Origin of the sequence: Streptomyces sp. NPDC093795 (assembly GCF_044764665.1) — a bacterium.
Classification (GTDB): Bacteria; Actinomycetota; Actinomycetes; order Streptomycetales; family Streptomycetaceae; genus Streptomyces.
This window is the reverse complement of sequence record NZ_JBIWIO010000003.1, coordinates 426,824-446,291: the sequence shown is the minus strand read 5'-3', so window position 1 is coordinate 446,291 and position 19,468 is coordinate 426,824. Positions and strand designations below refer to the sequence as shown.

The window sequence follows — 19,468 nt, the reverse complement described above, 5'->3', positions numbered from 1 at the left end:
GGGGGAAGGCACGCGGTGGCTGGGGCACCGGCGTGGTGTCCTGCGGTGCGACACAGAGAGTGGGAGCGCTCCCAATCTCGTGGTCGCGCGATGCGCCGTCAAGCTGTTCGACGGGATTCGCCGCCGCCGTCGAGTCCCCGGGACCGCGGCCGCGACTTCACGGGACACCGGCCGCGACGGGTGACCGCGTCCGGATCGAGCACGGCGACACCCCGCGTCCGCACGGTACCTGGCGGTCTGTCAGGACACGCGGTACGGCACCCACCGGGTCGTAGGATCTGGTGTTCTTGGGGGTGGGATCATGCTGAAGCGAAGTTCCGGCACACCGACGCTGGAGGAAGTGGCAGCCCTTGCCGGAGTGGGGCGGGGCACGGTCTCCCGGGTGATCAACGGCGCGTCGGGCGTCAAGGCGTCCACACGCCGTGCCGTACAGCGCGCCATCGACGAGCTGGGTTACGTGCCCAACCTGGCCGCGCGTTCACTGGCCGGGCGGCGTGCGGGCGCCGTCGCGCTGGTGATGACGAAGTCGGACTGGCGACTGTTCGGAGAGCCGTTCTTCTCGGAGATCGCGCGGGCGGTCGGCGACGCCTTGGACGAGGCGGGCGTGCAGCTGCTGCTCACCCTCGTCCGCACGGACGCCGAGCGGCAGCGGCTCGTGGAGTACCTTCGCGGCGGCCGGGTCGACGGGGCGCTGTTGATGTCCGTACGGGCCGAGGACCGGCTGCCGGACATGCTCGCCGACGCCGGCCTGCCCACGGTGCTGCTCGGCAGGCGCTCGAGTGACGAGCGGGTGACCTACGTGGACGCGGACAACGTCGGCGGCGCGCGGGCTGCGGTCGGCCATCTGGTGGGTGGCGGGCGGAAGGTCATCGCCGCGATCACCGGCCCGCCCGAGATGTACGTCGCCCAGTGCAGGCTGCGCGGTTACCGGGAAGCGCTGGGCGACGCCGGGCTCGTCGAGCTGCCGTCCCTGGTCGTGGAGGGCGACTTCACGGAGCCCAGCGGGCGGCGGGCGATGGCCGGGCTCATCGAGCGCCACCCGGAGGTCGACGGCGTCTTCGCCGCGTCGGACAGCATGGCCGCCGGGGCGCTGGCCGCCCTGCACGCGGCGGGGCGGCGGGTGCCGCAGGACGTGGCGGTGGTCGGCTTCGACGACTTCGAGCTGGCCGAGCAGACGGAGCCGCCGCTGACGACCGTCCGCCAGCCGATGGAGGAGATCGGGCGGACCATGGTGCGGCTGCTGCTTGAGGAAATGGCGCAGCCGGAGGTGGCCTGGCGCCATGTGATCCTGCGGACGCGGTTGGTGGTGCGCGAGTCGGCCTGAGGCGTCTTCGCACGCCACTTCAGCCGCCGTGACACCGGGTGCACCGGCACCGGGTGCACCCGCCGGGCGTCGGCATCGCCAGTCCCGCCCCGAACCAGCCCCAATGATTTCGGGAGCGCTCCCAATCAGCCGGCACAAGCCGACGAGCATCGACGGATCTCCCCCGCCGCCTTCGGCCTGCCCTTTCGGAATTCGCTCGGCGCATCTCTGTCCCGATGGGTTGTCAGAGCACAGCGTCGCTCTTACAGTCCCCTACGAACCAACCTGTGGGAGCGCTCCCAACGCGTAGACGGTTCGGCGTTCCTGCCGATCCCGCTCCACCACTTCACCCGCGACGCCGGCTCGCCCGGTGCCCGGGCCATCCTCCCCACCTGCCGGAAGACAGTCCCCACACAGGCACAGGAGACACCATGGCTCGACGCAAGAGACAACTTGTTTCCCTGGCGGCGGCGCTCGCGACGCTGCTCGGCGGAATCGCCCTGACGTTAATGGGCCAGGGCAACGCGCAGGCGCACGGTGTCACGATGACGCCGGGATCGCGTACCTACCTCTGCTGGCTGGACGCCAAGACCAGCACCGGCGCTCTGGACCCCACCAACCCGGCATGCAAGGCGGCACTCGCCGAGAGCGGCGCGACCGCGCTGTACAACTGGTTCGCCGTGCTCGACTCCAACGCGGGTGGACGAGGGCCGGGTTACGTCCCGGACGGGAAGCTGTGCAGCGCCGGTGACCGGTCGCCGTACAACTTCACCGGATACAACGCCGCCCGCTCCGACTGGCCCCGCACACACCTGACGTCCGGCAAGACGATCCAGATCAAGCACAGCAACTGGGCCGCGCACCCCGGCTCGTTCCGGGTCTACCTGTCCAAGCCCGGCTACTCGCCCGGCACCGAACTGGGCTGGGACGACCTGGAACTGATCGAGACCGTCACCAACCCGCCGCAGACGGGCTCACCGGGCACGGACGGCGGCCACTACTACTGGAATCTGAACCTGCCCTCGGGCCGCTCGGGCGACGCGGTGATGTTCATCCAGTGGGTCCGCTCGGACAGCCAGGAGAACTTCTTCTCCTGCTCCGACATCGTCTTCGACGGCGGCAACGGCGAGGTGACGGGCATCCGCGGCTCGGGCAGCACTCCGACGCCGACACCTACTCCGACGCCGACACCTACACCGACTCCGACGCCGACTCCGACCCCCACGCCCACCGACCCGCACTCCGGGTGCATGGCTGTCTACCAGGTGACCAACGCCTGGAGCGGCGGCTTCCAGGGTTCTGTCGAGGTCATGAACCACGACACGACGCCGCGTGACGGCTGGGCCGTGAAGTGGACGCCCGGCGCGGGCACCAAGGTCAACAGCGTGTGGAACGGTGCGCTGACCACGGGGTCCGACGGCACCCTCACGGTCAAGAACCTCGACTACAACCGGACCATCCTGCCGGAGGGCAGCGTCACCTTCGGATTCACGGCGACATCGACCGGCAACGACTATCCGATCGGCTCGATCGGCTGTGTCAACCCGTAGCCGCGCATGAAAGCCGCGCCGGTTCCCGCGTCGCGCGGGAACCGGCGCGGCACGCGCCCCGCCTGCGGTCAGTCGCTGACGTCCTTGTTGAAGTCGTTCGCGCATGCGTCACGTTCGCTCTGCGTCTCAGCGTGCTGGACGCATTCGTCGAAGTTCTTGAACTCGTCCGAGCCGAGAATCGATGCACCGATCGCGAGAATCACAGCGGATGCGATCAAACCGACCGCGCCGAGGACCGCGCCGACGATCGACATCTTGCCGTGGGGTGCGCGGCCGCCTCGCGCCTTGCGGGCGCCGACGATGCCGAGGACCACAGCCAGCAGGCCCAGCACGATGCCGCCGAAGACGGTCCAGAAGAGCAGAAGCGCCACGATGCCGAGAACGAGCGCGGCGATCGCCATTCCGTTGTTCCGCCGCACGCCTGTGTCGGGTTGGGTCTGCGCGTGGCCGTTCGACGACTGATGGTGAGGGGGCAAGGACACGACATCACACTCATCTCTGTTCTCGCATGCCAACAACTCGCTGTAGACGCCCTCTTGCCCCGAAGTCGTCGACAAACGCCTTGCTCGTTCGCGAGGCGAGGGTGCGGTCGGTTCGTGGAAGACCACAGATTGCAGCCCCTTTGTGCGGGCAAGAGGATGGGATGATCTTCAGCGCAGGGATGTTCCCGGGCCGCAGCCCTTGGCACGTCGTGTTCGACGTGTTGAGCGTGTCTCACAGCCAGTTCTGGCTGGTCTCGGGGAGCATGCCTGGGTCGCCGATCGTGTGCCCGGTTCCCGAAGGGGACTCGATGAAGGGCAATGGAGAGGCTGTCGGGGTTCCCACCCTGGCCTCGGCGACCCGCGTCGATGTCGTGCTTTCCGCCTGGGAGAGGGAAGCGCCCGAAGGCCACGGCACCCCGCTCGGCACGTGTCGCATCTGGGTGCCCGGCCGGGAGCTGGTTCTCGTCAACGTCGAAGGCAGGGAGCCTGGACCTGTTCTGGTTCTTCCCGACGCCGAGGAGTTCCAGGTTCGGGGATGGCGTTGCCCAGCATCCGACGGTCATGGTCCTGAGCGGTACGACCTTCGCGTGGGGCCGGTACCCGCCTTGGAGTAGAGAGGGCCGGTGGCCGATCCGCGGTGCGTCGGTGAACCTGTTGCCATAAGGCTCACAGGAAGCGGCGGATAGGTGTGATCGCCTTCTCCTGTATTCGCTGGAACGCAGACCGTCTCTTCCACGGCCCTCTCGTGATGCGTTCACTGACGTCAAGGTCCTCGTCGAAGTGACGGTCCAGAACGGCGGTGAAGTCTTCGTCGAGGACAGCGAGCATGACCTCTTCGTCATGGTCGAGTGAACGGCGGTTGAAGTTGGTCGATCCGACCAATGCTGCCACCGCGTCGACGGTGATGATCTTGGAGTGCATCATCGTCGGCTGGTATTCGAAGATCTGAACGCCGCAGGCGAGCAGAGCTTCGTAATAGTGCTGGCCCGCCAGTCGGCAGACCCGCTTGTCCGTGTGCGGGCCGGGGAGAAGGATCTCTACCTTCACACCGCGGCGGGCGGTAGCGCACAACAGGTCGATGAAGTAGGCGTCAGGGGCGAAGTAGGCCGTGGCAAGGCGGAATCGTTCCTCAGCGGATTCGAGCATGACGCGGATGAGGGTCTGCATGTCCTGCCAGCCGAAACTGGCCGATCCACGGACCACCTGCACGATGGAGTCGCCGTGCGGCTCGTGGTCGGTGAAGCGGTCACGGGCGTCGAACAGGACGTCATGGCATTCCGCCCAGTTCTGCGCGAAAGCAGCGGCGATGCCATCCACCGCGGGCCCTCTCACCTGGACGTGGGTGTCGCGCCACTCCTTCTCGTTGCGGGCGTCGCCGCACCATTCTTCGGCGATGCCGACTCCGCCCGTGTAGGCCACGGTCTCGTCCACTATCAGCGCCTTGCGGTGACAACGGTGGTTCTGCTTGAGCGGAGAGAGATAGAGGGGCTTGCGGAACCACGCCACTTCAGCGCCGGCCCGGTCCATCAGGTCCAGCAGATCCTGTTCGATGAGTCTGCTGCCGAAGCCGTCCAGAAGCAGTCTCACCCGCACGCCGTTGCGGGCGCGGTCGGCCAGCGCCTCGGCGAACTGGTGGGCTATCTCTCCTCGCCAGTACACGAACGTCATCATGTCCACCGTGTGCTGCGCCGTGCGGATGCTGTCGAGCATGGCCGCGAAGATCTCATCGCCGTTACGCAGGGGGCGAAGCGCGTTTCCTTCCGTGGCGGCAATGCCGATCAGGCGCTCCAGGCGTCGCCTCATCCGCTGTTTCCGCTTGGCCAGGAGATGTGGTGGGGCGGGGCGCTCAAGGGCCGCGCCCGGCGTGCTGTGTGTGCTGGTCATGGCTGTCCCTGGCCGGTGGGGGAAGGTCACCCCAGCACGTCCGGCTACCGTAGGGGCAAGCCGACTTTACCGACCCGTCCGCGGCGGGTCGCTGAGGTGATCCGCAGCTCTCTCGCCTGCACCTGCGACCTGGAGGGCTTCTCCGACTCCGATGTCGAGGTTGGGTTCGTTCGCGGGCATGCTGCGGCCTCTTCTCTGTTCACTGACACTTCCGCTCGCTGCGCACACGGATGATCGACTGCACGCCGCGGCGACCCGACTGTTGCCGTCAGGCAAATGTTAGCCGCTCGCAAGGTCGTACCGGAGGACAGCCTTGGCGCAGCTTCCGCGGGTCAGCCGGTGTACGGCGCGGACAGTGGCGGACCGCATCGCCGCGCCGACTCTGCTGCCTCTTGCGCCCCTGCTGCCTCGAGTGCGTTTTTCATGCCTTTGAGGCCTTTTACCAGTTCTTCGCGCTCGGCGAAGGACATGGCGTCGAGCATCTCCGTCAGGGCCTGCTCACGCTGCTTCCGCAGGTCTTGAAGGTAGAACTTCCCCTGTGCCGTCAGCCGCAGCTCCAGTTCCCGTCGACTCACGGGGCTGGGAGTGCGTTCGACGAGCCCCAGGGATTTCATCCGGTCGCACAGACGGCTCATCGACGGAGAAGCGGAGCCGAGCACTTCGCCCAGGGTGCGCAGGTTGATGCCTTCCTCTCGTTCGAGCGCATGGAGCGCTCGCAGCTGCGAGGTCGACACCGTTGGGGACAGCGCGTCTCTGCTGCGCTCCCAGACGGCCTCGAGCGCTTCGATGGCATCAGTCGATGCCTGAGCTGCTTGGCGGCAACGCTGGAGGGGCGGCGTCGGGGCTGAGCTCATGGCGAGAGACTCCGGATCAAATTCGCCGCCCGACAGGGCGGCGGGAACAATTACGGCGGTTGCCGCGTGCGATACCAGCAAGCCACCGTATCCCCCGCATCCTGATGCGGAGGATGGGGGCGGTCGCAGCGTCATGGCCGCTGCCGCCGACCAGCAGGTGATCGCGCTCATCCCGGGGCTGCTTTCCTCGGGATGCCGGGCCGGGGTACTCTGCGACATATTTGCCGCGCGACAACAGTTTGTTTGTGGCAAGGCATCGAGGGGGCGGCCCGCCAGGGCTGTGACGGTGTCCCGCTTCCCGGCGGGGTTCCCGGTGAGGTCGACGAGGAATGGTCATGACTGAGCAGACGGTCGAGAACGCACGTCCGGTGCAGCGGACACGGGCGCGCGGAGCCGGCAAGGTGGGCGAACCGGAGCTGCGCCAGTTGCTCGCCGGGCTCACCGCCGTGCGCGACGGGGACTTCGGCACGCGTCTGCCGGACGAGGCCGACGGGCTGCTCGGTGAGATCGCCACGGTGTTCAACGGCATGGTCGACCAGTTGTCTCTGTTCACTTCCGAGGTGACCCGGGTCGCCCGCGAGGTCGGCACCGAGGGAACCCTGGGTGGCCAGGCGGAGGTCCCGGGCGTCTCGGGTACCTGGGCGGATCTGACCGACTCCGTGAACGCGATGGCCGGCAACCTCACCACACAGGTCCGTGACATCGCCCAGGTCGCCACCGCCGTCGCCAAGGGCGACCTGTCACAGAAGATCGACGTCGACGCCCGCGGCGAGATCCTGGAGCTGAAGAAGACCATCAACACGATGGTCGACCAGCTCTCCTCCTTCGCCGACGAGGTCACCCGCGTCGCCCGCGAGGTCGGCACCGAGGGCAACCTCGGCGGCCAGGCCGACGTCAAGGGCGTCTCCGGCACCTGGCGCGACCTGACCGACTCCGTCAACTCCATGGCCGGGAACCTGACCTCACAGGTACGCAACATCGCGCAGGTCACCACGGCTGTGGCACAGGGCGATCTCTCACAGAAGATCACCGTGACCGCACGCGGCGAGATCCTGGAGCTCAAGGAGACCATCAACACGATGGTCGACCAGCTCTCCTCCTTCGCCGACGAGGTCACCCGCGTCGCCCGCGAGGTCGGCACCGAGGGCAACCTGGGCGGCCAGGCCACCGTGCGGGGGGCCTCGGGCACCTGGAAGGACCTCACCGACAACGTCAATGTGATGGCGTCCAATCTGACCGGGCAGGTGCGTTCGATCGCCCAGGTCGCGACCGCCGTGGCCCGCGGTGACCTCTCCCGCAGGATCACGGTGGAGGCCAAGGGCGAGGTCGCCGCGCTCGCCGACACCATCAACACGATGGTGGACACCCTGTCGGCCTTCGCCGACGAGGTGACCCGGGTCGCCCGGGAGGTGGGCACCGAGGGCCGCCTCGGTGGCCAGGCGAGGGTGCCGAACGTGGCCGGCACCTGGAAGGACCTCACGGACAACGTCAACTCCATGGCGAACAACCTGACCGGGCAGGTCCGGAACATCGCCCAGGTCACCACGGCGGTCGCCAACGGCGATCTGTCCAAGAAGATCGACGTCGACGCCCGGGGCGAGATCCTGGAGCTGAAGACCACCATCAACACGATGGTCGACCAGTTGTCCTCGTTCGCCGCCGAGGTCACCCGCGTCGCGAGGGAGGTCGGCAGCGAGGGCCGCCTCGGCGGCCAGGCCGAGGTCGAGGGCGTCTCCGGTACGTGGAAGCGGCTCACCGAGAACGTCAACGAACTCGCCGGGAACCTCACCCGTCAGGTCCGTGCCATCGCCGAGGTCGCGAGCGCGGTCGCCGAGGGCGACCTGACCCGCTCGATCACCGTCGACGCCTCGGGCGAGGTCGCCGAGCTCAAGGACAACATCAACGCGATGGTCGGCTCGCTGCGCGAGACGACCCGGGCCAACCAGGAGCAGGACTGGCTCAAGTCCAGCCTCGCCCTCATCTCGGGGCTGATGCAGGGCCACCGTGACCTGGCCGTCGTCGCCGAGCTCGTCATGGACGAGCTGACCCCGCTCGTCTCCGCCCAGTACGGCGGGTTCTACCTGGCGGAGGAGGGACCCGACGGGACCGCGCTGCGGCGCGTCGGTTCCTACGGCCGCCCCGCCGGAAGCACCGGGCACGACCATTTCAGGCTGGGCGAGTCCCTCGTCGGGCAGGCCGCCCGCAGCCGTCGCACCATCACGGCGAATGGGGTGTCGGCCGACTACATCTGCATCAGTTCCGGACTCGGGCCTACGGAGCCGGGCAGTCTGATCGTCGTGCCGATCGTCGTCGACGACCAGGTCCTCGGCGTCATCGAGCTGGCTTCGTTGACCGCCTTCACGCCCATCCACCGAGACTTCCTCGAACAGCTCATGGAGACGGTCGGCGTCAACGTCAACACGATCGTCGCCAACGCCCGTACCGACGAACTCCTCGACGAGTCCCAGCGGCTGGCCGGGGAACTCCGGTCGCGTTCCGAGCAGCTGCAGGTGCAGCAGGAGGAGCTGCAGCGCTCCAACGCCGAACTCGAGGAGAAGGCCGCCCTGCTGGCGGCTCAGAACCGCGACATCGAAGCCAAGAACCTGCAGATCGAGCAGGCCCGGCAGGAACTCGAGGACCGGGCCCAGCAGCTCTCCCTCGCGTCGAAGTACAAGTCCGAGTTCCTGGCCAACATGAGCCACGAGCTGCGCACCCCGCTCAACAGCCTGCTGATCCTCGCCCAGCTGCTCGCCCAGAACCCCACCCGCAACCTCACGGCCAAGCAGGTCGAGTACGCCGGCATCATCCACTCCGCCGGATCCGACCTCCTCCAGCTGATCAACGACATCCTCGACCTGTCCAAGGTCGAGGCCGGAAAGATGGACCTCAACCCGGAACGGGTCGCGCTACGTCAACTCCTCGACTACGTCGACGCCACGTTCCGCCCCCTCACCACGCAGAAGAACCTCGAATTCACCATCTCCACCTCACCCGGTGTGCCGGCCGACCTGGTCACCGACGACACCCGGCTGCGGCAGGTACTGCGCAACCTGCTCTCCAACGCCGTCAAGTTCACCGAACGCGGCAGCGTGGAACTGAGCATCGACTCGGCCGGTGAGGACGAACGGCCCTCCACGATGCACTGCACCGGCCCGGTGGTCGCCTTCCGGGTCAAGGACACCGGCATCGGCATCGCCACAGAACACCTGGAGGCCATCTTCGGCGCCTTCCAGCAGGCGGACGGCACCACCAACCGCAAGTACGGCGGCACCGGCCTCGGCCTGTCCATCAGCCGGGAGATCGCACATCTCCTCGGTGGTGCCCTCACCGTCGACAGCGTCCACGGCGAGGGCAGCACCTTCACCCTCTACCTGCCCAGCGTCCGAGCCGACTTCCAGGAACAGATCACCAGCGCACAGGAGGGCGATTCCTTCGATGTCGTCCCGCGCGCCGAAGAACATTCCGACATTCCCCGGCAGTCGGCCGACGACGCCGAAACCCGCAAGCCGCGCCGACTGCTGGTGATCGAGGAGCGGCCTCGCGGACTGCTGTCGCTGGTCGCGGAGAGCGCGGTGGCCGAATTGAGCGGCGGGCACGGCACCAGGGACCGCGACGACATCGAACTGGTCGCCGCGGTCGGACCGCAGGAAGCCGCGGAAGCACTCGCCGCCGCTCCATTCCACTGCGTGGTTCTCGAGCTCGACATGGCCAACAGTGAGGCCCTGAACTTCCTCGACGCCATGGACGGCGACGCCGCGCTGCGGACCGTCCCCGTCCTCGCCCACAACAACCGTCGCCTCGACGCGGCGCATGAGAGGACGCTCGAGTCCCGCGCCCGCCAGCGGCCCCTGGAGCTGCTGTCCAGCCTCGACGAACTGCGTGAACGGATCGCCCTGCACCTGTCCGCCGACCAGCCTGGAGACGTCGTCCCGCTGCTGCGCGGCGAGGAAGCCCGGCAGCAGACGCCCCGCGCCGTGGACAGCTCCCTGCACGGCCGTACTGTGCTCGTGGTCGACGACGACGCCCGCAACCTCTACGCCCTCAGCGGCATCCTGGAACTGCACGGCATCGAGGTCCTGCACGCGGAGAACGGCCGCAAGGGCATCGACGCCTTGACGGCGCACCCCGACATCGATCTGATCCTGATGGACGTGATGATGCCCGAGATGGACGGCTACGCCGCCACCGCCACCATCCGTCAGATGCCGGCCCACGTGAACCTGCCCATCATCACCGTCACCGCGAAGGCCATGCCCGGGGACCGGGAGAAGAGCCTGGCCTCCGGCGCCAGCGACTACGTCACCAAGCCCGTCGACGCCGACGACCTCATCGCCTGCATCCACCGGTGGCTGAGCCCGCAGCTCGATGACGTCCAGGTGGTGTCGTGACCGCCTCGGACAACCCGGCCGGGCAAGACGGCACCGAAACGTCCCAGCCCCAGCAGCACGCCGGGCAGCATCTCGTGCCGACGGCACGCGATGCGGATGCCGTCGCCGTCACCCCCGGCATGCCTTCGGAACGAGACATGCCCGGCGTCCCCGAGATCGCGCACAGGCAGGCACAGGCGGACCAGCGGGCATCCGCTGTCGGCCGTTTGGCCGCCACCGTCGAGCGCCTGCGTGAAGAGATACGGGCCGCCGACGCCGCCGCGGACGGCCGGGCCCTGATCGAACTCGCCAAGGGCGTCATGGTCGAGCGGCTGCGGTGCGGCCCGGCCAGCGCTGCGCGCCAGCTCGCCGAACTCGCCGAACAAACCGGCATGTCCCAGCTGGAGTTCGCGGCGGAGATCGTCAACCAGGCCGCGCACGACCAGGTCGCCGCGGCCGCGGGGGACTTCGTCCGGCATGCGGTACGCGAGACGGACAGCGACGACCGGACCGAACCGTCGGTCTCCGTCCGTCTGCGTACGGCCGAGAGCGCCGCACTGAACGCCGGCGACACCCAGACGGTGGCCGAGTCCCTCCTCGAACACGCCCTCGCGCCCCTGGGAGCCACGGCCGTCGCCGTCTGGACCGCGGGATCCGACTCCTCCCTCACTCTCTGCGCCCATGCCGGGTTCGCCCCCGACGAGGCGGCCCGATGGCGCTATGTACCGCCTGGTGTCGCCACCGTGGCCCGCCAGGCCCTCATTGAGCGGCGTACCGTGCGTTGCTCTTCCCTGAGCGAGGCCGGAGTACCCTCCATCGGCCAGCGGCAGTCGCCCGACGGGGGCCGCGTCGCCCTGCCGGCCGGGACCGGAGGACGTGTCCACGGAGTGCTGGAGATCTGTTGGCCCCAGCCCCTCGCGCCCCAGTCCCCCGTCATCGCCCGCCAGCTCGAGGCCCTGGCCGAGTTGTGCGCGCACACGCTCGAGAGCCTTCCGCCCGGCGGCGCGGAGCCCCTTGGGGCGGGGGACGAGTCCACGGTGTCCGAACTCATCGACCTCTCGGACGGCCTGCACGACCCCGCCCTCGTGCTCACCCCGCACCTCGACGCCGACGGCAACCTCGTCGACTTCCGCATCCGCCATGTGAACAGCCGCTTCCTCGACCCCGCCGGGCGCGCCCGCAGCGTGGTCAACGGGGCTCTGCTGCTTGAGGCCTACCCCATGGCGGCCGACGAGAGTGAACTGTTCGAGAGAACCGAGCGTGTCTATGCCACGGGCGAGCCGTTCCGAGCCCAGCACGTGACGCTGACAGCCCTTGTCGACCAGGTGTCGCTCTCGTCGGTCGCGGATCTGAGCATCAGCCGGCACGGCGGTGGCGTGCTCTTGATCTGGCGCATCGAGGACGAGACGGCCCGGCTGGCCAGCCTCCTGCAGCACGCCCAACGCCTCGGCCGCATCGGCGGCTTCGAAGAGAACCTCGTGACCGGCGAGATCACGTGGAATCAACAACTGTTCGACCTGTACGGTCGCGCTCTCTCCGCCGGGGCCGTTCCTCTGCACGACCTGGCCGGCCACGCGCACCCGGACGACGCTGTCGCCATCGGCCGGTTGCTGCAGGCCGTGCTGCATCACCGCCGGGCAACCTCGACGGCCTTCCGCCTGCAGCGGCCCGATGGAGTGACCCGCCACATCCGAGTGATCGCCGAACCCGTCATCAGTGACGATGAACGACTCCTTGCCGTCCGTGGCGCGTACCAGGACATCTCCTCCCAGCACTGGACCGAGGTGGCTCTGGCCGCCACCCGTGACCAACTCGCGCACACCGAACAGGAGTCGGCCGAACGCGACCGGATGACCCTGCAGCTTCAGCATGCGATCATGCCGCCGACTCGCGGTCCCCTGGACACGCCAGGTCTGCAGGTCGCCGTACGCTACCGGCCTGCCGAGACGGATTCGCTGGTGGGTGGCGACTGGTACGACGCCGTGATGCTGCCGTCCAAGAAGGTGCTGCTCTGCGTCGGAGACATCGCCGGTCACGGCATCGACGCGGCGACGGGAATGGTGGTTCTGCGCAACGCCATGCGGGGTCTCGCCGTGACCGGAGCCGGACCCGCGCAGTTGCTGTCCTGGTTGAACCTCGTGGCTCACCATCTCACCGAACAGGTGACGGCCACTGCTGTCTGCGGCCTCTACGACCCTCAGACCCGCACCCTGCGCTGGGCCAGGGCGGGGCACCTGCCACCCATTCTCATACGGGAGCAGAAGGCCGAGGCTCTTCCGATGCTGGGCGGAATGCTTCTCGGTGCGATCGCGGAGATGGAGTACGAGGAGGCGGAGATACAGCTTGAGCCCGACGACACGCTGCTGATGTACACGGACGGTCTCGTCGAACGCAGGGACACGTCGGTCCATGACTCCCTCGACCAACTCCTGACCGCGGCACAGGCCCCCTCCGACACCCTGGAGCGCCGGCTCGACCACCTGCTCACCCACAGCAAGTCCGATACGGATGACGACACCTGCCTCATCGGCGTACGGGTGTCGTAGCTGTTGGTGAGAACGCTGGCTTCAATGCCCCGATTGTCCGATGAGAAAGCGATGGCGCGACATCGCCGATGATGCTCTTCTGTTCCTCCTGCCCGAACGGCACCCGCGGCTGGGGGCAGCCCTGGCGGCCGTCGGCGTTCTGGAATGCGCCGGGACACCTGCCGTACACAGATGGTTGCAGGCCCACGGCGTTTCGGCTTCCTCGGAACAGGTCCGGATCCTGCCCGCTGAGGCGGAAGCGTTCATTCCCGAGGATGCCGAACGCCTGCCCGTTCCCTTGAGTGGGAGCGAGACCCTGCGCGTGCAGCAGGAGTGCGCCCCTCAGGCCGTCACTGACATGGAGAGCGAACTCCTGGGGTTCCGGGAGACCACTCAGGACTGGAAAGCACTCGTCCATCGCGCACTGACCGCAGGCATCCCCGCGCCGCGCATTGCTCAGTTGACCGGGATCGATCCTCACGCCATCGGACGCCTGGCCATGTGACTCCCCGGGGAGTCGTCGCGCCGGTGGATGCGCTGTTCTCCGCGGTTCTCGGTTCACGCCTGCTCGGACCGCGGGAAGAGGAAGCGTACGGCGATCGCCAGGGTGTCGTCCTTGTGCAGAACGTCGGTGAGCATGTCGCCGGCGATGGCGGCAGGGATGTGATCAGTGGGTCGCCCCCGGTGACGTCGGGCGGATTCCAGCAGGCGGCCTTCCCCCTCGTAGGAGTCTCTGCGGCTTTCCGTGAGGCCGTCTGTGTAGAGGATGAGCAAGTCATCGGTGCAGAGAGTGGTGGTGATGACCCGTTCGCTGCCGGGCAAGGGGTAACCGATGCCGCGGCCTCGGGCTTCGAGGTAGCCGGCCGTGCCGGCGGCGCGTACGAGGAGCGCCGGTGGATGGCTTCCGTTCGCAAGACTGACTTCCCCCGTCGCCGGGTTCAATCGTGTCAGGAGAACCGTGGCCATGACGTTTTGATCCAAGGGCGCGAGGATGTGGTCCGAGCGCGCCACGATGCTGTCGAGGGGATGGCCCTCGAGAGCCAGGGTTCGTATGGCGTGAGTGACGGTGAGTGCGGTGCGGGTGCTGTGATGCCATGGCCGAGGGCGTCGACGATGGTGACGTGGAGGGTTCCGTCGGGCAGGACGAACCAGTCGTAGAGGTCTCCGCCGGTCGGGTCGTCGGTGCCGGCGGGAGCGTAGTGAACCGCCAGCTCGAGGCCGTCCACATGGAGCGGCGGAGGACGTAGGGCGTCTTCCAGGGCACGCAGCGTCCGGCCGTGGGCGCGGCGCAGCTCTTCGTCCCGCTCTTCGAGTTGTACGTACAGGGCCAGGACTCCGCTGTTGGTCTCTGCCAGTTCGTGCTTGAGCCTGCGGTGCTCGGAGGTCAGGCTGTCGCCTTTGGCGAGCGCCGCACGCAGTTCCTCTTCGACCAGAGCCAGGTCGGTCTCGCCGGCGGTCGGGAGACCCGCCGGGGAGTCGGGGGACGGTTTCCGGGACCGGCCGCCCGGCGAGGGCAGCAAGCTGCGAGTGGGGGCAGCTGCCGGCGGGGTGGGCATACGCCAGACCATGGTGCCGTCGGTGGTCGTCTCTCCAGGCAGCGGAAGCTGTTCCACCGCCACGGTGGTGAAAGCTCTCCGGTGCGGCAGGCGCAGGCTGAGAGTCAGTCGGCCATGGCCGTTGCCGCTGATGTTGCTGGCGAGTTCACTTGCGAGGACGGCTGCCTGGTCGGGCAGGGCTCCCGGCATACGGCATTGACGCGCGAGGGCCCGGGCCTGGTCGGCGGCAGCCTGAACGGCGCTGTGGTGGTCGATGGGGATGTGGAGTGTCCCCGGGGCTGCTGCGGCGTTCACCGTTGAGCGTTCCAGCGCAGAGTGATGACGGTCGTCCCCCGGCCTGGGGGGGGTGTGCACATCCGCCGAGTCTTCGGTTGCAGGCATGCGCGTCCCGTCGGCGGGCACGAGGTCAGGAAACACAAGCGTCGAACCAGAACGGCCATGAACGACAGCGAGGCACGAACGCAACCGGACGAGGATGAAACGGCGATCTCAGCTGGAGCTACCTCCGCCGCTACGGCGGCGGCGCTGGTCGCCCTGGCGGAGAACGTCACGCTCCGGGCCGCCGGATTCGACACGACTCCCGCCATGCGGGCCCTGACCGCCCTGGCCACCGGGGCGCCTCTCTCGGCCGGCGATCTCGCCCGAACCCTCGGCGTCACTCCTGCCACCATGAGCCGGATGTGTGGACGCCTGGAGACGGCCGGGCTTCTCGTACGCGCGAGCGACGTCGACGACCGCCGCAGAACCCTCCTCAACCTGACCCCCGCAGGCGAGCGGGCGGCCGTCGGCATACGAGACCGACGCGCGCAGGCGCTTGCGGCAGCGCTTCCCCTCACATGGGGAAGCGAAGAGGTTCGGCATGCACTGGAGGTCGTGCGCGATCAGTTGCGCCGAGCCACGAACACGCGCGACCGACACCCGCCCCCGACGAACGTGCCCCGCCGGATGTGAGGCGAGCCAGCGGCAAGATCCAGTATCCTTGCCGTTCGGCAATATTTGCCGTTTGACAAACTTGGAGTCAGGAAACAATCTGGCTTCACGCAGAGTGCGTCGCAGCCCTGCGATCAGTGGCAGCCAGAATCGGGAGGGCCGTGAACCGGTCGACTCGCCTGACCCGTGACCGGGTCAGGCCGATTCCACATCGCTACCGACCGGCTCTTCACTCTCCGGGGCGGTGCCCTCGACGGCGCGGCAGAAGCCGGCCAGGCCCCTTGCGAGTGCGACCTGGTCCTCAACCGTCATTTCGGTGATGATCTCCAGCAGCGCGTTCTCACGACGGACCCTCAAACCCCTGAGATAGCTTTCCCCTCGGCTCGACAAACGCAGCTCGAGCTCGCGGCGACTGGCCGAACTGAGGGAGCGCTTGATGAAACCCAGAGCGTGCAGGCGGTCACACATTCGACTCACCGACGAGGGCGCCGAGCTGAGGACTTCCCCCAGAGTGCGTAGGTTGATCCCCCGATTGCGGTCCAGCGCGTAGAGCACCCGAAGCTGTGACGACGACACCGGGGCCGTCTGCGTCACGTCCCGGCCCTGACTCCAGAGCACTTCGAGCAGCTCGACGATCTCGCGAGTCGTCTGCGCGGCAGCATCCCGATCGCCGCCTGGGGAAGTTTTGGAATGCATGTCCCCAACTGTGACACTCCGCAAAGGCCCTGTCAGTCGCTGAGGCATGTGAGACCAACCGCTCCTTTTTCTCTCTATTACGAACAGGTGGTAACCGAACGTTGGACAGATTCTCGGCAGTGGAACGCGCCCTGCGCAGAGCCGCGCCACACGCCCTCCTCGAAGCGGTGCAGGAAGCGCTGGCCTCCTTCTACGCCGCCGATTCCGTCGATCTACTCATGGCCGACTACGCGATGACCATACTGCAACCGGTCAGCGCGCTCCCCTATACTGCCGAGCCCCTCCCTGTTCACACCAGTGCTCCCGGCAGAGCCTTCGGCGCGCAGGAACCGCACGTGGAAACCGACAGACGCACCGGCGCGGTCACGGCGCACCTTCCCATCAGCGTGCGAGGCGACCGCATCGGCGTCCTCAGCGTCGGGCTTCCTGCCGATGCCTACGACCCGGCCACCGCCCACGAGCTCGAGGACATCGCGGAAGTCCTGGGGCACGCCATCGTGGTCGCCGAGCGGGACACCGACGTCTACCTCCAGGCACGCCGCGCGGACCGCCTCACCCTCGCGGCCGAGATGCAATGGCAGCTGCTGCCCGGCCGCTCCTGCTCGCGCCCCGAATACGAACTGGGCGCGCAGCTCGAACCGGCCTACGCCATCTACGGGGACAATTTCGACTGGTCGACCTCCGCCCGGCATCTCACTCTCACCGTGACCAACGGCATGGGTGAAGGTATCGAGGCAGCCCTCCTCACCAACCTCGCCATCAACGCTCTCCGGAACGGTCGCCGCGCCGGCCTGTCCCTCTCGGACCAGGCGTACCTGGCCGACCAGGCCGTTTACGGCCACTACCACGGAGCAGCCCACCTCTCCGTACTGCTCCTGCGCTTCGACCTCGCCACCGGTGAAACCGAGATCATCGACGCCGGCTCCCCGAGGATGTGGCGCCTGAGGCAGGGCAAGGCCGAGCCGATCGAACTCGACGCGCAGCTGCCGCTCGGCATGTTCGAGGACACCATGTACACCTCGCAGCGCTTCCGGGTGGAACCCGGGGACCGACTGCTCTTCGTCAGTGACGGCGTGTACAACGTGGCATCCCCGGCCGGCGAGCCCTACAGCGAGCGAGCCCTGGTCCGCGCGATGGCCAACACGCGCCTCCTCCCGCCCTCGCAGGTACCCCGCGCGGTACTCCAGGAACTCTCCGGCCATCGGGGGGACATCGATGCCGACGACGACGCCATGGTGGTCTGCCTCGACTGGCACGGGCGCCCCTGAAGCGGCCGCACGGCCTGAGGCGACCGCGAACAGAGGGGTCACTCACCAGAGTTGTCGTCCGCGGACAGGGTCGGAACGACGGCCCGTTTCCAGCCATCCTTCGACAGCCCTCTCCATGAGTGTCGTACGGCAACTGTTGCCGTACGACACGGTTTAGGGGAGCCTCTCGCGCTGCGGATCTTCGGCTTGTTATCGCCCGCATGTGCGAAGAGATCGCGGGCCGAGCGGTCTCGCCCCACCCTGGCTGTGGCAGCGTGTGCGGCTCCGGTGGCCGCTGGGGCCGCTGTGACATCTCTTCTCGTGGGGGGAAGTACAGGGTTTCGCGTGCTTTCGGCACGCCTTCTTGGCGTACCCGTGTGACGGCAAGGCACTCCCTGACGGACACCCCCACGAACACGACGGCCGCGGACACGGTCCTCCTCCCCGCCCAGGCCCGGGGCGAGGGCACCTCCACCCCCGCCGCCGAGGCCCGCGCGGCGGCGCTGCTGGAGGCGGGCGCGATCCTCCCGGTCGGCACCACCGACCGGGACGACGCCGACGCGCTGACCGCTCGCACCTACACGCACACCGCCCTCGGCGAGCGCCCCGTGGTCCGGCGTGCCCGGCACGCTAGGCGAAGCCGAGGATCTGGCCCCCGTGCTGGAGTCCGGCGACGACGGGGCCGGCGCCGTCACGCAGTCGGCCCTTCTCCTCGCTGCCCACACCGCACGGCTCCGGCAGCTGCCGCGCGCCGCGGGCGCCGCGCTGTCCGTCGTCACCCTGCTGCGCGCGGCCCGCGCCGGGGACCCGTCCTACCGCACCGCCGACCTCGTCACGGCCCTGGCCGAACTCCTGAGCACGGCACACCGAGTGGGCACGGCCTCCGGTGCGGAACCGGCCGCCGTACGGGGCCGCGCGCGTCGTCCCTACAGCCCGGACGGCTCGCTGCGCCTGTTCGGCCTGTTGACCGAACCCGTGGTCACCGACTCGGGACACGGCGGCGTCCGCACCTGGGTCGCCGGACCCGACGGCCGCCTCTGCACGGTCGGCGACGTGGCACCGGGCGGCGTCGGGCGCGCGCTGGGCGTGGCCGACCGTGCCGTACGTCTGGAGACAGCGCGCACACCCACCGGAAGCTGGGCCAGGCAGGTCTCGCGGTCTCGGGGGCGACGGTCTCGCCGGACGGAAGACTGGGCGCGGGGAAGGGCGTCAAGGCCGTCACCGCCAAGGGCGCGGCGTGGACGGAGCCGCCACTCGCCGCCCTGTGGGAGACACCGCCGTCCGTCCAGGCCGCCCGCGCCCTGCGGTCCACCTCCCGTTACACGGACCCGGGCGGCGGCGGCAGCGACCTGCTCTTCCTGGACGTCGAACTCCTCGGCGCAGTGAGGGAGCCGGGCGGCACCTGCCTGCTCGCCCTGTGCGACGGAGGCATCTCCATCCGCCTCACCGTCGCCGACGACGACCCCGCGCTGGGCCACCGCGACAACCTGATGCTGCTGGCCACGGCGCCGGGGACACGGCTGAGGATCATCGGCCGCATGGTGCCCGCCCCTCACCCCCGGCTCACCCTCCTCGCCTGTGCGCACCCCGCCGGCGAGGGCACGATCGACCTGGGCTTCGACCGCCTGCGCCGCGCCGACCTCCCGGACCCGGCTGCCTCCGTCCACCCCGCCCCGCCACAGCCCGGCGGGTCCAGCGCGCCCCTGTACCTCCTGGAGCAGCGGGTCGAACAGACGGTCCTGGCGGGCCGCGCCGCCCTCGGCATGCTCGGCGACGTCACCGCCGAGACCCGCCGCATCCGCCGCGCGGGCCTCCCCACGGCCGCAGCACTCCTCACCGCCCTGTGCGACTCGGCGGCCCAACACGATCGCGACCTCTTCGGGCGCCTCCTCCCCGCCGAAACCGACGGCTTCGCCACCCGCTGGCTCGCCTCCGCCCACTACACGGCTGCTGTGGCCGAGTCCCTGTGCGCGGCAGCCTGGGAACCGACGGAATTGGGGCCCGGTCGAGAGCCGGGCCCGTCGGAACTGTCCCGCTGACGAGCGGGCGGCGCCGCGCTGTTCGCTCCGACAGG

14 protein-coding genes and 1 pseudogene are annotated in these 19,468 nt (G+C 68.6%); 9 read left to right on the top strand and 6 right to left on the bottom strand.

Annotation, left to right across the window (positions count from 1 at the left end; all coding sequences use genetic code 11):
- Positions 1-301 precede the first annotated feature (301 nt).
- Positions 302-1,324, top strand: coding sequence for a LacI family DNA-binding transcriptional regulator (locus ACIRB7_RS10915; RefSeq protein WP_403595469.1), 1,023 nt, complete (start codon positions 302-304; stop codon positions 1,322-1,324).
- Positions 1,325-1,734: 410 nt separating this feature from the next.
- Complete coding sequence (locus ACIRB7_RS10910) at positions 1,735-2,853, top strand: lytic polysaccharide monooxygenase (protein ID WP_403595466.1); 1,119 nt, start codon at positions 1,735-1,737, stop codon at positions 2,851-2,853.
- A gap of 68 nt (positions 2,854-2,921) precedes the next feature.
- Here ACIRB7_RS10910 and ACIRB7_RS10905 read toward each other — a convergent pair whose 3' ends face one another.
- Complete coding sequence (locus ACIRB7_RS10905; protein ID WP_403595463.1) at positions 2,922-3,254, bottom strand: DUF4190 domain-containing protein; 333 nt, start codon at positions 3,252-3,254, stop codon at positions 2,922-2,924.
- Between the two features lie 242 nt (positions 3,255-3,496).
- Between ACIRB7_RS10905 and ACIRB7_RS10900 the strand changes: the two genes are divergently transcribed.
- A complete protein-coding gene (locus tag ACIRB7_RS10900; RefSeq protein WP_403595460.1) occupies positions 3,497-3,949 on the top strand; it encodes a hypothetical protein in 453 nt (150 codons plus the stop codon).
- Positions 3,950-4,001: 52 nt separating this feature from the next.
- On the opposite strand, the gene ACIRB7_RS10895 is transcribed toward ACIRB7_RS10900, so the two are convergent.
- Positions 4,002-5,219 carry a phosphatidylserine/phosphatidylglycerophosphate/cardiolipin synthase family protein gene (locus ACIRB7_RS10895; RefSeq protein ID WP_403595457.1) on the bottom strand — a complete coding sequence of 406 codons (1,218 nt, stop codon included), beginning with the start codon at positions 5,217-5,219 and terminating at the stop codon, positions 4,002-4,004.
- A gap of 332 nt (positions 5,220-5,551) precedes the next feature.
- A complete protein-coding gene (locus tag ACIRB7_RS10890) occupies positions 5,552-6,244 on the bottom strand; it encodes a MarR family winged helix-turn-helix transcriptional regulator (RefSeq protein WP_403595455.1) in 693 nt (230 codons plus the stop codon).
- 164 nt (positions 6,245-6,408) lie between these two features.
- Between ACIRB7_RS10890 and ACIRB7_RS10885 the strand changes: the two genes are divergently transcribed.
- Genes ACIRB7_RS10885 through ACIRB7_RS10875 form a run of 3 tightly spaced genes read left to right on the top strand, consistent with a single transcriptional unit; the run spans position 6,409 to position 13,470 of the window.
- The gene (locus tag ACIRB7_RS10885; RefSeq protein ID WP_403595452.1) at positions 6,409-10,461 is read left to right on the top strand and encodes a HAMP domain-containing protein; all 4,053 of its coding nucleotides are present in this window, start codon (positions 6,409-6,411) and stop codon (positions 10,459-10,461) included.
- A complete protein-coding gene (locus tag ACIRB7_RS10880; RefSeq protein ID WP_403595449.1) occupies positions 10,458-12,986 on the top strand; it encodes a SpoIIE family protein phosphatase in 2,529 nt (842 codons plus the stop codon). The genes ACIRB7_RS10885 and ACIRB7_RS10880 overlap by 4 nt, the downstream gene beginning before the upstream one ends.
- Positions 12,987-13,026: 40 nt before the next feature.
- Complete coding sequence (locus ACIRB7_RS10875) at positions 13,027-13,470, top strand: DUF6003 family protein (RefSeq protein WP_403595446.1); 444 nt, start codon at positions 13,027-13,029, stop codon at positions 13,468-13,470.
- A 53-nt stretch (positions 13,471-13,523) separates the two neighbouring features.
- Here the strand turns inward: ACIRB7_RS10875 and ACIRB7_RS10870 are convergent, their stop codons facing one another.
- Together ACIRB7_RS10870 and ACIRB7_RS10865 are read right to left on the bottom strand one after the other, a co-directional pair.
- Positions 13,524-14,009 (bottom strand): PP2C family protein-serine/threonine phosphatase, encoded by a 486-nt coding sequence (locus ACIRB7_RS10870; RefSeq protein ID WP_403596189.1) that lies wholly within the window; start codon positions 14,007-14,009, stop codon positions 13,524-13,526.
- Positions 13,913-14,815 carry a PP2C family protein-serine/threonine phosphatase gene (locus tag ACIRB7_RS10865; RefSeq protein WP_403595444.1) on the bottom strand — a complete coding sequence of 301 codons (903 nt, stop codon included), beginning with the start codon at positions 14,813-14,815 and terminating at the stop codon, positions 13,913-13,915. The genes ACIRB7_RS10870 and ACIRB7_RS10865 overlap by 97 nt, the downstream gene beginning before the upstream one ends.
- Positions 14,816-14,959: 144 nt before the next feature.
- Here ACIRB7_RS10865 and ACIRB7_RS10860 point away from each other — a divergent pair, with 144 nt between their 5' ends.
- Positions 14,960-15,472, top strand: coding sequence for a MarR family winged helix-turn-helix transcriptional regulator (locus ACIRB7_RS10860; protein WP_403595441.1), 513 nt, complete (start codon positions 14,960-14,962; stop codon positions 15,470-15,472).
- A gap of 174 nt (positions 15,473-15,646) precedes the next feature.
- Here the strand turns inward: ACIRB7_RS10860 and ACIRB7_RS10855 are convergent, their stop codons facing one another.
- Entirely contained in the window at positions 15,647-16,147 is a 501-nt protein-coding gene (locus ACIRB7_RS10855; RefSeq protein WP_403595438.1) for a MarR family transcriptional regulator, read from the bottom strand.
- A 101-nt stretch (positions 16,148-16,248) separates the two neighbouring features.
- Between ACIRB7_RS10855 and ACIRB7_RS10850 the strand changes: the two genes are divergently transcribed.
- Positions 16,249-17,415, top strand: coding sequence for a PP2C family protein-serine/threonine phosphatase (locus ACIRB7_RS10850; protein ID WP_403595434.1), 1,167 nt, complete (start codon positions 16,249-16,251; stop codon positions 17,413-17,415).
- A gap of 555 nt (positions 17,416-17,970) precedes the next feature.
- A pseudogene (locus ACIRB7_RS10845) lies at positions 17,971-19,433 on the top strand (hypothetical protein); the annotation flags it as partial.
- Between the last annotated feature and the right edge of the window lie 35 nt (positions 19,434-19,468).

What these genes read in the sequence shown, in the direction of transcription:
- ACIRB7_RS10890 (WP_403595455.1), bottom strand. Translation starts at nt 6,244, where the DNA reads ATGAGCGCGATCACCTGCTGGTCGGCGGCAGCGGCCATGACGCTGCGA.
- ACIRB7_RS10855 (WP_403595438.1), bottom strand. Translation starts at nt 16,147, where the DNA reads ATGCATTCCAAAACTTCCCCAGGCGGCGATCGGGATGCTGCCGCGCAG.
- ACIRB7_RS10895 (WP_403595457.1), bottom strand. Translation starts at nt 5,219, where the DNA reads ATGACCAGCACACACAGCACGCCGGGCGCGGCCCTTGAGCGCCCCGCC.
- ACIRB7_RS10905 (WP_403595463.1), bottom strand. Translation starts at nt 3,254, where the DNA reads ATGGCGATCGCCGCGCTCGTTCTCGGCATCGTGGCGCTTCTGCTCTTC.
- ACIRB7_RS10885 (WP_403595452.1), top strand. Translation starts at nt 6,409, where the DNA reads ATGACTGAGCAGACGGTCGAGAACGCACGTCCGGTGCAGCGGACACGG.
- ACIRB7_RS10860 (WP_403595441.1), top strand. Translation starts at nt 14,960, where the DNA reads ATGAACGACAGCGAGGCACGAACGCAACCGGACGAGGATGAAACGGCG.
- ACIRB7_RS10915 (WP_403595469.1), top strand. Translation starts at nt 302, where the DNA reads ATGCTGAAGCGAAGTTCCGGCACACCGACGCTGGAGGAAGTGGCAGCC.
- ACIRB7_RS10910 (WP_403595466.1), top strand. Translation starts at nt 1,735, where the DNA reads ATGGCTCGACGCAAGAGACAACTTGTTTCCCTGGCGGCGGCGCTCGCG.
- ACIRB7_RS10875 (WP_403595446.1), top strand. Translation starts at nt 13,027, where the DNA reads ATGAGAAAGCGATGGCGCGACATCGCCGATGATGCTCTTCTGTTCCTC.
- ACIRB7_RS10900 (WP_403595460.1), top strand. Translation starts at nt 3,497, where the DNA reads ATGATCTTCAGCGCAGGGATGTTCCCGGGCCGCAGCCCTTGGCACGTC.